Origin of the sequence: Methanosarcina mazei S-6, assembly GCF_000970205.1 — an archaeon.
GTDB classification, from domain to species: domain Archaea; phylum Halobacteriota; class Methanosarcinia; order Methanosarcinales; family Methanosarcinaceae; genus Methanosarcina; species Methanosarcina mazei.
In genome coordinates this window covers 2,714,760-2,727,956 of sequence record NZ_CP009512.1, presented here as the reverse complement: position 1 = coordinate 2,727,956, position 13,197 = coordinate 2,714,760, and the positions used below count along the sequence as shown (strand labels likewise).

The following is a 13,197-nucleotide window of genomic DNA, read 5'->3' as shown; positions in this document are numbered from 1 at the left end:
AATGTAATGCAGTAGGTTAAACAGAAGAATAAAAAGAAGAATAAAAAGAAGAATAAAAAGAAGAATAAAATTAGAATAAAAAGAAGAATAAAAAGAAGAATAAAAAGAAGAATAAAAAGAAGAATAAAATTAGAATAAAAAGAAGAATAAAATTAGAATAAAAAGAAGAATAAAATTAGAATAAAAAGAAGAATAAGTAAATTTACTGGAAAGTTTGCTGACTTTCCAGTTTAAGATTAGTTTTTTAAAGAGTTTCCTGTATTCTCAGGAACGGCTCAGAATTTCTGAGAAATTCATTAAGGCTCAGTTACAGCTACGGTTACGTTCATTCTGGGCTGCCCGACAACTGTAAAGTTGTATGTTCCGGTCTCATTGAAAGTATATGCAAATGAACGCCTATAAGAAAGACTCTGGTTGTCAAAAAGTTCCTGTTCACTCACAAGGGTGAAAACTCTCCTGGGGCTGTCCTGAAAGTTCAGCCAGGCAACTGTTTCCCCTTCTTTAATATCAAGACTTGAGGCTGATGCCCTGTAGTTATCCAGCCTTATGGTATAGGGAGATGTCCTTATGGAAGTATTGCTTGCAGGTCTTTCTTCAGTTTCATTTTCTTCCGCGGTTACATTTTCTTCTTCTGTCTCAGTTTCTACCGGGGTCTCAACTTCCTCCGAAGTTTCAGTCTCTGCCGGCGTTTCCGTTTCTTCCGGAGTAATGGTTTCTTCCGGGGTTACTGTTTCTTCAGGTGTCACGTTTTCTTCCGGGGAGGGCTGTTCGTCTCCAGTGCATCCGGAGAGTAAAACAACGCTTAATACCAGAAGCAGAACCATGAGCTTTGTTTTCATTATATTCCCCACAATTTTTTTGTTTATGGAATTAAGAAATTTTCACAAATAATTCCGGGTTTCAATATCCCAGTTTCAACAGGTTTATTTTGATATTTTGATATATTTATCTGAATTTTTTCAAGCATTGATTGATTACTCTTATTTATTTAACAGCCAATGTTATTTAACTCTAAGTTCTTGTTTTAATGGACTTTTTTCTTTTTTAAGCTGTTAGCTTTCCTTATATGTTTATTACATATTAATATATTTTCGTAAATTCCATTTATATTCGATATTATCCTTAGCAGGGCTCCCATTGAATTTTAGTTCATTGTTTTGAATTCAAGAGCAGTTAGAATTTTGTAGAATTATAACAGGTGACAAAACAGATTTTGCCTGTGGCAATTATCCTGAAGTATAAACATAGTACAGGATCGACTGCTTTCTTCCAGTTATTTTTTCACTTAATTTTTTTACTTATCTGCATCAGGTCCTTAAAGCTGATTTATACTGATATGAGTGTGATGAGTGTGCCTGTACTGATATGAATGTGCCCGACAAACCATTTTTTCTGCCGCTTTTCTTACAAAATACTCGATCTTACAGAATATTCGACCTTACTGAATTCGATTTTATAGAATATTCGGCCTTACTGAATTCGATTTCATAGAAATTCGACTTACAGAATTCGATCTCACAGAAAATTCAATATAACTAAAGCCAGAGTTCCTGTGGCTGCAATGATCCCAAAATCCTTTATGGCAAGAGAAAAGAGACTTGAAGAGCCTGAAATCTTCGAAAGCAGAATTTTATTTACAGTACTTACAAGGCTTGCAATTACTGCTGTATTTGCTGCGACTTCGTAAGAAATATTCCCACTTACGGCAAGAAGAGTTACGGAGACTATCACTCCTGAACTGCTTACAAGAGCACCAAGGGCAGTCAGGTATATTCCTGTAGTCCCTGCAGCATTATAGGCAAAGTTCCCTATAACGAGGATCAGAGTAAAAGCAATGCCAAACTTAAATGCCTGGCCCAGTGAGAAAGGAGACTGGATCTTGAGTTCTCCCCCGCCTATCGGGCAGACCTTCTTGCTGTGCCTGTAAGCCATTCCAATTGAAACTATAATAAGTACAAGCTGGGGAAGGAGCATAAGCATGGTTGTCCTGCCAGTCGGGTCAACTATAAACGCCAGAACAAGGTTCCGAATGAGCATGGAAATATTGCAGAGCAGGATCCCTGTAATAACCGGGGCAGCCATTTCCTCTGCCTTCTTTGAAAGTCCCGCCAGCGCTCCTGTGGTGGCTTCACTGTTAATAAAGCCCCCGAGAAAGCCCGAATAATAAAGGCCGCGTTTTGTCCCGAATTTTCTCAAAAGAACATAACTTGAAAAGCTGATAAGGGAAACAAGAATTACAATAAGGATCGCGTATCTGAGGTTTAGAAGCCCGAAGAACTGTTTTTCCGGCATAACCGGATAAAGTATGAAAGCGACAGCCAGAAACTGTATGGCATTGTAAAGCTCTTCTTTTGTAAGGTTTCCTGCAAACTGGTGGAGGGGCTGTTTCTGGATAAGCAGGAAAGCTACGACTATTGAAGAAACAATGGCAAAGAGGCCGTAGTCATAGCCTACAAGGACTCCCATCACGAAAATAAAAAATAAAGTAATGGGGCTTGTAACCCCTATCCTCTTGAAAAGGAATATTTTGGAATAGGTGATTATGGAACACATAGCCGCAAAGAAAAGCGTGGATACGTATACAAAGCCTGTTCCTATGGATTCGCTTGCCAGAGCTACAAGCATGCCAGTTATGCATGTTATGCTGTAACTCCTGACTCCTGCAAAAATCTCGTGCTCAAGCCCCCTGTGTTCCCTTTCCACACCTACCATTATCCCTATCAAAAATGCAATGGCAAGTTTTGTCAGGAAATCCACAAAGACTGGATCGAAACCGAAATCTTTGATTACGTCCGTAGTTCAACCCCTCAGCTTTTCTATATAATTCTGCACGCCGGCAAAATAGCAATATTTACTGGATTTTGTAATGGATTTTACGATACGTTTAAAGCTAACATGAAAGTTTAAAACAAAAATATAATTCTATAGTAAAGATGTTCTTACTAATGAATATACTCCTGAGTAGAAAAAGGTTCGGAGTTATTGGAATCTCTAAAATTCCTGTAATAACACCGAATTTTCTCAAATGCGGCTAAATGGTTTTTGCTAAAGCAAGTAAATTTCATTAAACCAATTGAATCTAGTTAAGCCATTTGAATCTTATTTATACTTCCACGAACTCAACCTCGATGGGTTTGTTTTCGGTCTCTTCAATGGTTATAAGAGCACAGGAACCCTTGCAGGCCTCTCCGGGATTTACCACAAGTGTTTTCCCGGCTTTTTCCATGCCTTTTGCTTCGTGGATGTGCCCGCAGACGATAAGGTCTACCCTGTCAATAAACTTCTGGATCGCTTTGCTTCCCACGTGCCCGAATGGGAGTTCATCTCTGGCTCCGTGCGGAGGAGCATGTGTAAGGAGCACTATTTTCCCGCATTCCCCTGAGTTTTCGGCTGAGCAGACCATTCCTTCAAGGGCGTTTTCTATTTCTTCTTCGGAAAGCTCAAAAGGGGTGCTAAAAGGGGTAGGGTTTGAGCCTCCAAGCCCTATGAACCTGATTTTTCCAACCTGTTCGGCTTTTCCGTGAAGGTTTACGGCTTTTGAACTGTCAAGGGCTTTCAGGATGCTCCTGTGGTCGCAGTTCCCGGGGATTGCAAGCACGGGCTTATCAAACATCCCAAGCAGCTCATCTACTTTCTCATCGGGTCCGAAGTTAGTTATGTCCCCGACCACAACAGCCAGGTCAAAGTCCCCGGCTTTTTCTATGATCTCTTCAATCTTCGAATAGTCTCCATGTGGGTCGGAAATAGCGAGTATCTTCATCCTTATCTCGTCCTTATTTTGAATTTTCAATCCACTTATCGTTTAATCATGACTCTTTACTCTGGTTTTATTCTCTATCGAGTCTTAAATATTATCTCTTTCTCATATTATGTCATGTGTTCTTCTGTGAAACATGCATACATGTTTTATATCCCTTACGTAATATTACTGCCCCATGCGCGATATCGTAATCATAGGGCATAAAGCAATGACAAGCGGTGACTTTTCTTTAAACGATCTTCCGGGGTCTGCAGGAAGAATGGACATACTTTGCCGCTGCGTAAGCTCTTCCCTTTTTCTCTCTTTCGGGATGCGCAGGGATGTAAATGTTCACCTGCTCCTCCTGGGAGAGCCCGAGCCCGGAAAAATAATCCGGTTTGAAGGTCTCCACCTGAGATACCTCAATCCCGACGAAAGGAGCAGCGGTTCGCTTATCCAGAAAGCCCTTCTGAAAAATGCAGCCGGACAGGATATAAGGTCCACGCCCGGAGTCTGGACCCTCACCGGGGATTTGAATTCCCTTCTGGCTTCTTTTGAGGGGCGTACCCTGCTTTATCTGAGGGAAGATGGGAAGGACTTCAGAGAAATCGCCCGTGAGATTCAAGACCCTGTTTTTATTCTGGGCGACCATACAGGAGTTACGGAAGAAGAGGAAAAGCAGCTCCTTGAAGCAGGAGCACAGGTCATTTCCGTTGGGCCCATTTCCCTTCACTCCAACCACTGCATAACCCTTATTCATAACGAACTTGACAGGGTTGAAGCCGAGAGAGGGGAAATTCCAGGAGGAAACATTTCCCGACCCGAAGACTGAGATTCAGTTTTTGTTTCTGGTTTTTATCCAAAAAGTTATATCCTATTTCCCTGTATCAGGACAGAACTTATCCGGACGTGCATTTCAGGGCAGATGCTTTATTGAATACTGCCGGGGACCTCCTTTCAGTAATTTGTTAATATATATCTTAATATAATCCTCACCTGGTCTCTTAATTAAACCAGGTCTTTCAATATAAGCTCTCAATAATCCGCTTCAGGTCTATTCCCCGAAAACAAGCTTGGAGAATGTGAAATAAATGGATGTACTCGAAATTTCAAAAAAGATTCTGCACGAGGGCCCTGTATGTGACCACTGCATGGGCCGTCAGTTTGCAAAATTATCTACAGGTCTCAGCAACAGAGAACGCGGACAGGCAGTAAAACTTGCCCTTGCCCTGGAAGGGGACCGCATTTATAAAAGTGAAAATGATGACTCCCTTTTAAAGGAGCTTGCCCCGTGCAGCGCCCTTGCCAGGAAAACTCTAAGAATAGAGGGTGAAAACGAGCAGTGCTGGGTCTGCCTTGACCAGTTTAAAAAACTGGATTTCTGGGCAGAGGAAGCTGCAAAAGCTCTGGAAGGGCTTGAGTACTCCACCTTCCTCGTCGGCACAAAGGTAAGCGGGCTTCTCAGTGAGAATGAGGAAATCCTGTGGGCTGAGGCAGGGACTGCATATGCCGAGCAGTTGAAAACCGAGCTTAACAGGGAAGTGGGCAAGCGGATTGCAGAAAGAGTCAATAAGGAAGTGGACTTTGAAAACCCGGATATTGTTATCACCCTTGACCTTGCAACAAACAAATTCGAGCTTCAGGTCCGCTCAGTGTATATCTATGGGCGCTACCTTAAAAAGGTCAGAGGAATTCCCCAGACACGCTGGCCCTGCAGAAAATGCAGGGGTAAAGGCTGCGAGAAATGCGGGTTTACAGGCAAACAGTACCCGGAATCCGTGGACGAGCTTATCAAAGGCCCCGTTGTCGAGGCTTTTGAAGCTGTTGACACGGCTTTCCATGGGTCGGGCAGGGAAGATATCGATGCCCTTATGCTTGGAAGCGGCAGGCCCTTTGTGGTGGAAGCAAAGTCTCCTGTAAAACGCAGTGCCGACCTTGAAGCACTTGCTGCAAAAATTAATGAAAATGCGGCAGGAAAAGTCGAGGTAAGGGATCTTCGCTTCGTTGAAAAAGGAATGATCGAAACCCTGAAAAGCTCAAAGGCGGATAAAACTTATAAGCTTAAAGTTACATTTAAAGAGCCTGTCTCAGAGGAAAAGCTTAAATCCTGCCTTGAGTCTTTGAATGGCACAGAGATCGCCCAGCAGACCCCAAAGCGTGTGGTCCACAGGCGGGCAGACCTTATACGGAAAAGGTACGTGCACAGCATCACGCTTAACGAGCTGACGGATGACGGTTATGCTTATATCACCGTAAACTGTGAAGGCGGGCTGTACGTCAAAGAACTGATTTCCGGAGATGAAGGCAGGACAAACCCGAGCCTGACAGGGCTTTTAGGAATCCCTGCGCTCGTGGAAGATCTTGATGTGGTTAACGTCGAAATTTAAGCCTTAAACATCTGAACCTGCCCTTAAAACCAGATAAATCTAAATAATTTGGATAGATCTGATCTGGAATCCTGATCTATCTGAACTAAATGAATCTATCCATCTAATCGGTTTCACTGGCCGGCCGAGCCATAGGGAATAAGTGGCTTCATGAACGGTTCATTTAAATAATATCCATTTTATTTAGAGGAAAACCAAACAGAAACTTTATTAAAGAGAAATTAATCGAGCATTCTAACGGAGGAACATGCGATGACAAATTCACACGGTGAAAGACGCTGCACAAGGTACAAATTACAGAAGACGGTTCGTGAAAGAGGAATTTCCCCTGTAAGCAAGGCAATCCAGGAATTCGAAGATGGACAGATGGTTCACATTGACATCGACCCCAGCGTCCAGAAAGGGATGCCAAATCCGAAATTCCAGGGCTTTACAGGAAAAGTTATAGGACAGCGCGGCAGGTCATATATTCTGGCAGTCCGCGAAGGAAACTCAATGAAGGAAGTCTTTTCTGTTCCGCAGCACCTGAAACCCCAGAAATACTGATTTCGAGCAGGCAGTTAGGTTTTTAAACCTAATCTCCTTCTCTTAAGGGTTTAAGGTATGCTGACCTCCAGCCGGAGGTCTAAAATCCTGACGGAATTCCAGCAAATTGCAGGCTGAATAATAGCAGGTATCAGACATAACAGAACCAATCCCTTAAAGCCTTTATAAAGCAAGTATGCTTGTAAGGGATCTGGAACAACTGCTTTTTAAAATTAATCTCTTATCCTGGTAAGGGAACATCTATAATTATATATCATTTGTAAAACATATGGTTGAGATGTATTATCTGTGAACATGGCACAGATGGCTCAGGATACCGTTATTTAAAATAGTTCCGGCTTATCGGGTGCATACCGGTACTCAAAGACATAATACTGGCAGCAGGAATCAGAGCTCATAAAAGCACTGGAAAGGATTGCTCTGTAAGGAAGTACAGATACTGATATTTTAATTCAAAAGAGTGTATTTCGATGATAGTTAAGGAAGTACTCAACGAAGAATTATTGACACTGGCTGAGGTCAAGGATATACTTACCGCGATCGCTGAAGAGCGCAGAGAGAAGGGGATCGAGGTTTCATACAGTTTTAGAAAAGCCCTCAATCATGCGGAGCAGTTCTCCAGGATCAGCGGAGTAAAATCAAGAGAACTTGTTAATAAATTGCTTGAGCTCGAAAAAATGAAACCGGTTATTGCGGTCAGGATCGCGGATATCCTGCCTCAATCCAGAGACGAACTCAGGTCAATCTATGCAAAAGAAAAATACACACTGAGCAATGAAGAGCTTGATCAAATTCTGGACTATGTATTCGCAGCTATGGAATAATTAAAAGTTAAAGAGAATAACTATATAGCAGTGTATTTGTTATTTATGAGGGAAGTATTCTAAAACTTGTTGGAGTACTTTAAAGTATGCAAGTGCTCCGACCTGATAAATTTAGCATTAGAATTTAGCATTATAAAATTCTCTGGTTCTTAAAATATTTTAACCTGAGAATCCCGTGTTGCAGGTTATCTCCCGGTTTTCAGAACTGAAGGGATGTGTTAATGCATCCGGGAAAAACCCTGAACAAAAAGAGAGCTAAAAGAAGCTGGGCATATCTAAGTTTGAGCATCCCTGAAAGATACACCGGGGTCTCAATTAAAGGGGTTTCATATTACCGATAGGATGGGTGCTGATGAAAGTAGATAAGTCGCAATCAGGTAGACCGTACACTGGCAGAACCACTGCCGAAAGACCTTCTTCTGGCGGCAGGCGTCCGGCAGGCAAACCGCAATTTGAAAGGCAGTCAGAAAGAGCTCCGCGCTCATCCGGGAAAGCCGTGGAAAGTTCGCAGGACAGGGAAGAATACGTATGGGTGCTGGATTATCTCCCATACGGAAAATCCATTGACGGCAAGTCAGCTTATCAGAAAAAACCTCTCGTGCAGGCTATTGGGGACAAGAAGTTTACTCTTATGGAACTCGTCCCCAAAAGCGGGGTTATTCCTGATATCCAGTCAAGGGTCTATATAGGCCCGGGGGACAGGAATGAAATAGACCACGTAAAGCAGAGGATAGGTTACTCTGACCTTACAAACGGAGCCAACCTGGAGCTGCCGTTTATCCTTGAAGCTATTGTAAGGCACAGAGAAGAAGCATTCGTAAAATTTTTCAATGATGCCCATTCCATTACAACCCGTCTGCATATGCTTGAACTCCTTCCTGGAATTGGTAAAAAACTTATGTGGTCCATCATTGATGAACGCAAGAAAGGGGATTTCAAGAGCTTTCAGGACATCCGCGAAAGGATTCCAAGTCTTCACGACCCTGCCAAGGTTATCTCTCACAGGATCGAAGAAGAACTCAAAGATGACTTTATAAAGTACAGGCTATTCACCACACCTCCCCGCCGCCAGAGACCCGAGTGAGCGGGAAACTTTTTTTTCTATTTTTTAATTTTTTTCCGGTATTGTTTCTGTACGCTCAGTTTTAAAACATTATTTCATTCAGGAGGTTTCAGACCTGGTTCGTTCTATTCTTAAAAAGTACAATATAAAAGGGGGCACCTTTGACCAGCATTTTCTTATCGATGCAGGCTACCTTGACCGGATAGTCGCTGCTGCTGAGCTGAGTCCGCAGGATACAGTTCTTGAGATAGGTGCGGGAATCGGAAACCTTACGGAAAGACTCGCAAGAAGGGCAAAGAAGGTGATTGCTGTCGAGCTTGACCCTGCCCTTGTATCAGTCCTGCATGACCGTTTCGATGCTGCAGAGAATATAGAGATTATAGCAGGAGACGCCCTGAAAGTCGATTTCCCTGAGTTCGACAAGGTCGTCTCAAACCTTCCCTATTCTATCTCCTCGGAAATTACTTTCAAGCTTTTACGTCATAAATTCAAACTCGGGGTTCTTATGTACCAGTACGAGTTTGCAGTTCGCATGGTCTCTCCTCCCGGCTGTAAAGACTATTCCCGTCTCACGATCGATACCTGCTACTTTGCTGATGCCTCCATTGTCATGAAGGTCCCGAAAGGCGCCTTCCAGCCAGCCCCTGAGGTTGATTCTGCGGTTATCAAACTGATTCCGCGCCCGGCTCCTTTTGAGGTGAGGGATGAAACTTTCTTCCTCCAGTTTGTAGCTGCGGTCTTTAGCCAGCGCCGGAAAAAGCTCAGAAACGCAATACTGAACACCAGTTCTTTGCTCAAAATCCCTGACATCAAAGAGATTGTAAGCCAGCTCCCCGAAGATTTCATGAACAAAAGGGCGGAAGACCTTACACCTGAAGAGCTTGCCAGCGTTGCAAACATGATTTTTGACCTTAAATCCAGAAATTTCTGACATAAAATTCCGATAAATATGGTTGAAATCGAATACAGAAATACCCGGGTCAGACTCGGAGCTTCGGATCTCGTTTACGAGCCGGCAGAGGATTCTTTTTTGCTTGCCGATGCCGCTCTTGAAGAGGCAGAACCGGGTATGCGTATCCTGGAAATCGGAGCTGGATCAGGTTTCGTATCTGCTGTTATCAGGGCAAATGTTAAAGGTATCCGAATTTTTGCAACCGAGATCAACCCTCATGCCGCCCTCTGCGCAAAAGCCAATGGGGTTGAAGTAATCCGCACCGACCTTTTCAGGGGGCTAAAACCCGGAAGTAAGGGAACTCCTTTTGACCTCATCCTTTTTAATCCGCCTTATCTTCCAACTTCCGAAGAAGAAAAAGTTACCGGCTGGCTTAACTACGCTTTTGACGGCGGAGCCAGCGGGAGAGAGACTCTTGACCGTTTTCTGGATGAAGTAAGAAACTACCTGAAGCCCGGAGGAAAAGTCCTGGTATTGATTTCTTCGATTACAGGGCTTGAGGCTGTAAAGGATAGGATGATAAAAATGGGTTTTGAGGTTGATGTTGTATTGAGAAAAAAAGTTTCATTTGAAGAGTTAATCGTAGTCAGGGGGAAGATTCCTTAATTTTTTAGAATCTATTTTAAAATTATTTCTGGAATAAATCTATTTCAAAATTATTTCTGGAATAAATCTATTTTAAAATTATTCTGAAACCTGCCTTAAAACCTGTCTTTTATATCTATTTTCCTGCTAGAACTCCAGGTTTTTTAAAAACCTTAAACCTTTCAGAAACTCATCATATAAAGTTCTGGTTCTCCATAGATAACTCTATATCTAATTAGTGAATTTAATCCACCTGAATTTTTACCTTTAACATGTCAGACTAAAATGCTTTCAACCCAGAAACGTTTGCCTTATTTACTGGAGATAAGAACAGGATGTATCATGATGAAGCCGCTGACGCGGTTCTAAAAACCCTGGACACATCCGAAACCGGACTGAGTTCGGGAGAAGCAGAAAACAGACTTGAAAAATATGGAAAAAACGAACTTAAAGAAGAAGAAAAAACATCTGCAGTAAAACTTTTTCTTTCTCAGTTCAAAAGTTTCCTGATTCTCATTTTAATTGTTGCAGCGCTGTTTTCTGCCTTCCTTGGAGAGCTTGTAGATGCCCTTGTTATTCTGTTCACAGTATTCCTTGCAGGAGTTCTTGGTTTTGTCCAGGAATACAGGGCAGAAGAATCTATCAAGCTTCTAAAATCACTGACCAGCCCCGAAGCTCTTGTGGTAAGGGACGGGAAGGAAGTAAAAGTCCCTTCTTCCTTACTTGTCCCGGGAGATATCCTTATTTTGCAGGCAGGGGACAGAATACCTGCAGATGCCAGACTGCTTGAGGCTCAGTCTCTTAAAATCGACGAATCTTCTCTCACAGGAGAATCTGTTCCTGTAGAAAAAAGCATCAAAATTCTTCTTCCCGAAACTCCGCAGCCTGACAGGAAAAATATGGCTTATACCGGAACTTCGGTTACCTATGGCAGGGGGAAAGCAGTAATTACGGCAACAGGCATGAGTACTGCTTTTGGAAAACTTGCCGGTCTCCTGGGAGAAATCGAAAGGGAAAGAACCCCTTTGCAGGAAAAGCTCGACCAGTTCGGGCGCTGGCTTGGAGCCGCAACTCTTATTGTTGTTGCTTTTGTAGCAGTGCTCGGAATCTTTAAGGGCTTTGATCCTTTTGAGATGTTTCTCTGGGGCGTTGCACTCGCAGTTGCAGCAATTCCCGAAGCTCTCCCTGCGGTTGTGACTGTGGGACTTGCTCTCGGGGTCAGAAGAATGGTCAAGAGGCATGCCCTTGTGAGAAAATTGCCTTCCGTAGAAACCCTCGGCTCTACCAACATTATCTGTACGGACAAAACCGGGACGCTCACCCAGAACAAGATGACCGTTGAGAAGGTGTATGTAAACGGGACCATGTTGAGTGTTACAGGTAACGGATATGAGCCCGTGGGAGACTTTTTCAAGGAAGGCCAGCCTGTTTCTGAAGACATACATCTTCATAAGCTGCTGGTAACAGGAGCTCTCTGCAATGATGCGGGATTGGTCGAGGAGGAAGGAATAGGGGATATTATTGGAGATCCCACTGAGGGCGCCCTTGTAGTTGCGGCAGCCAAAAAAGGGATCTGGAGACCTGATCTTGAGCTAGGTCACAGGCGTATCGGAGAAGTTCCGTTTTCTTCCGAAAGAAAGATGATGACTACCCTGAACGCTTCAGAAGAAGGTCTGTATGCATATTCTAAAGGAGCTCCGGAAGTCATTCTTGGCTGCTGTACGAAAATTTTCCTTGGAGGGCAGGAGAAGGAGTTAACCCCTGAAATTAGGAAGGAAATCCTGGATACCGTAAATGAGATGGCAAACCAGACTCTCAGGGTGATGGGTTTTGCTTACCGTCAGGTTCCTGAGAATATAGTTCCTGAAAACGCTGAACGGGAGATGGTGTTTGCCGGGCTCATGGGCATGCGTGACCCACCCAGAGAAGAGGTAAAGGTTGCGATTGCCACCTGTACTGATGCAGGAATCAGGACTGTAATGATTACTGGAGACCACAAAACAACCGCCTTTGCTATTGCAAGAGAGATAGGGATTTACCGGGAAGGGGACCTTGTCCTTACAGGCACGGAACTGGACGCCCTTGGAGACAAAGAATTCGAAGACATGGTGGAGAAGGTTTCGGTCTATGCAAGAGTGTATCCCGAGCATAAGCTGAAGGTTGTTAACGCCCTCAAGAAAAAAGGCTATATCGTTGCAATGACCGGGGACGGAGTAAACGATGCCCCTGCCCTGAAAGCCGCAGATATGGGTATTGCAATGGGAATTACCGGAACCGAAGTCAGTAAGGAAGCTTCCAGCATGATCCTGACAGATGACAATTTCGCATCCATTGTTTCCGCAGTTGAAGAGGGCCGAAATATATTGAAGAATATCAAAAACTTTATTGCTTACGGCCTTACCTGCCATATAGGAGTTGTCCTGATTGTCCTTGTCGGAGTGCTTGCCTGGCAGATCCTGCCTGTAATTGCAGTCCAGATCCTCTGGATCAACCTTATCACAGATGGGCTTCCTCCAATGGCGCTTTCTCTGGAAGCTCCTGACAGGGGGCTTATGAAGCAGAAACCCAGAAAATCTACAGAAGGACTGGTTTCCAGGAGAATGCTCATAGCGAGCCTTGGATTGGGAGCCCTTATTGCAGTCCAGTCTCTTGGAGTTCTTTCCTGGGCTCTTGAAGAAGGAATGCCTCTTCCAAAGATCCAGACTCTGATCTTTACCCTGGTTGTGATTTCTCTGATGTTCAACGCGTTTAACTGGCGTTCTGACAGGCTATCGGTCTTTTCCCTGGGAATTTTCACAAACTGGCCCCTGATCTATGCCATCCTGAGCACTGTGCTTCTGCAGCTTGCAGCAATTTATGTCCCTGTTCTGCAGACAGCTTTCAGGACTGTACCTCTCTCGCTTTCGGATTGGGGAATGATCATTCCTCTGGCTTCTACCACTCTTATAGTCATGGAAGTTGCTAAATATCTGGAACGAAGAGCCCACAGGTAAAATTCAAGGTTGGGTTTTGCTCCTGAGAAAACTTCATTTTCCTATTTTCCTATTTTCCTATTTTTTCAGAATATGTGAGGAGATAGCTCTTCCTTTGTTTTTATTCTC

At 43.5% G+C, this 13,197-nt stretch carries 11 protein-coding genes; 8 read left to right on the top strand and 3 right to left on the bottom strand.

The window, feature by feature from the left end; all coding sequences use genetic code 11:
- Positions 1 to 296: 296 nt before the first annotated feature.
- The 3 genes from MSMAS_RS11630 to MSMAS_RS11620 form a co-directional block, all read right to left on the bottom strand.
- Entirely contained in the window at positions 297 to 839 is a 543-nt protein-coding gene (locus MSMAS_RS11630) for a cupredoxin domain-containing protein (protein WP_048046578.1), read from the bottom strand.
- Positions 840 to 1,515: 676 nt separating this feature from the next.
- On the bottom strand, positions 1,516 to 2,757 hold the full coding sequence (locus MSMAS_RS11625) for an MgtC/SapB family protein (protein ID WP_011034448.1): 1,242 nt from the start codon (positions 2,755 to 2,757) through the stop codon (positions 1,516 to 1,518).
- Positions 2,758 to 3,103: 346 nt separating this feature from the next.
- On the bottom strand, positions 3,104 to 3,760 hold the full coding sequence (locus MSMAS_RS11620) for a metallophosphoesterase (RefSeq protein ID WP_048046577.1): 657 nt from the start codon (positions 3,758 to 3,760) through the stop codon (positions 3,104 to 3,106).
- Between the two features lie 175 nt (positions 3,761 to 3,935).
- On the opposite strand from MSMAS_RS11620, the gene trmY reads away from it, so the two are divergent.
- The 8 genes from trmY (at position 3,936) to MSMAS_RS11580 (ending at position 13,089) form a co-directional block, all read left to right on the top strand.
- The gene (gene trmY / locus MSMAS_RS11615; protein WP_048046576.1) at positions 3,936 to 4,571 is read left to right on the top strand and encodes a tRNA (pseudouridine(54)-N(1))-methyltransferase TrmY; all 636 of its coding nucleotides are present in this window, start codon (positions 3,936 to 3,938) and stop codon (positions 4,569 to 4,571) included.
- A 259-nt stretch (positions 4,572 to 4,830) separates the two neighbouring features.
- Positions 4,831 to 6,126 carry a tRNA pseudouridine(54/55) synthase Pus10 gene (locus MSMAS_RS11610; RefSeq protein ID WP_011034451.1) on the top strand — a complete coding sequence of 432 codons (1,296 nt, stop codon included), beginning with the start codon at positions 4,831 to 4,833 and terminating at the stop codon, positions 6,124 to 6,126.
- A gap of 252 nt (positions 6,127 to 6,378) precedes the next feature.
- The gene (locus MSMAS_RS11605; RefSeq protein ID WP_011034452.1) at positions 6,379 to 6,672 is read left to right on the top strand and encodes a 50S ribosomal protein L21e; all 294 of its coding nucleotides are present in this window, start codon (positions 6,379 to 6,381) and stop codon (positions 6,670 to 6,672) included.
- Positions 6,673 to 7,142: 470 nt separating this feature from the next.
- A complete protein-coding gene (locus MSMAS_RS11600; RefSeq protein ID WP_048046575.1) occupies positions 7,143 to 7,496 on the top strand; it encodes an RNA polymerase Rpb4 family protein in 354 nt (117 codons plus the stop codon).
- A gap of 352 nt (positions 7,497 to 7,848) precedes the next feature.
- Positions 7,849 to 8,580: a DUF655 domain-containing protein gene (locus MSMAS_RS11595; RefSeq protein ID WP_011034454.1), complete on the top strand. Its 732-nt coding sequence runs from the start codon at positions 7,849 to 7,851 to the stop codon at positions 8,578 to 8,580.
- Positions 8,581 to 8,620: 40 nt separating this feature from the next.
- Positions 8,621 to 9,490, top strand: coding sequence for a 16S rRNA (adenine(1518)-N(6)/adenine(1519)-N(6))-dimethyltransferase RsmA (gene rsmA, locus MSMAS_RS11590; RefSeq protein WP_394296931.1), 870 nt, complete (start codon positions 8,621 to 8,623; stop codon positions 9,488 to 9,490).
- A gap of 18 nt (positions 9,491 to 9,508) precedes the next feature.
- On the top strand, positions 9,509 to 10,117 hold the full coding sequence (locus MSMAS_RS11585) for a HemK2/MTQ2 family protein methyltransferase (RefSeq protein ID WP_011034456.1): 609 nt from the start codon (positions 9,509 to 9,511) through the stop codon (positions 10,115 to 10,117).
- A 314-nt stretch (positions 10,118 to 10,431) separates the two neighbouring features.
- The gene (locus MSMAS_RS11580; RefSeq protein ID WP_048038782.1) at positions 10,432 to 13,089 is read left to right on the top strand and encodes a calcium-transporting P-type ATPase, PMR1-type; all 2,658 of its coding nucleotides are present in this window, start codon (positions 10,432 to 10,434) and stop codon (positions 13,087 to 13,089) included.
- Positions 13,090 to 13,197 lie beyond the last annotated feature (108 nt).

Coding starts and splice junctions, on each gene's coding strand:
- MSMAS_RS11630 (WP_048046578.1), bottom strand. CDS start 839: ATGAAAACAAAGCTCATGGTTCTGCTTCTGGTATTAAGCGTTGTTTTA.
- MSMAS_RS11620 (WP_048046577.1), bottom strand. CDS start 3,760: ATGAAGATACTCGCTATTTCCGACCCACATGGAGACTATTCGAAGATT.
- trmY (WP_048046576.1), top strand. CDS start 3,936: ATGCGCGATATCGTAATCATAGGGCATAAAGCAATGACAAGCGGTGAC.
- MSMAS_RS11610 (WP_011034451.1), top strand. CDS start 4,831: ATGGATGTACTCGAAATTTCAAAAAAGATTCTGCACGAGGGCCCTGTA.
- MSMAS_RS11605 (WP_011034452.1), top strand. CDS start 6,379: ATGACAAATTCACACGGTGAAAGACGCTGCACAAGGTACAAATTACAG.
- MSMAS_RS11600 (WP_048046575.1), top strand. CDS start 7,143: ATGATAGTTAAGGAAGTACTCAACGAAGAATTATTGACACTGGCTGAG.
- MSMAS_RS11595 (WP_011034454.1), top strand. CDS start 7,849: ATGAAAGTAGATAAGTCGCAATCAGGTAGACCGTACACTGGCAGAACC.
- MSMAS_RS11585 (WP_011034456.1), top strand. CDS start 9,509: ATGGTTGAAATCGAATACAGAAATACCCGGGTCAGACTCGGAGCTTCG.
- MSMAS_RS11580 (WP_048038782.1), top strand. CDS start 10,432: ATGTATCATGATGAAGCCGCTGACGCGGTTCTAAAAACCCTGGACACA.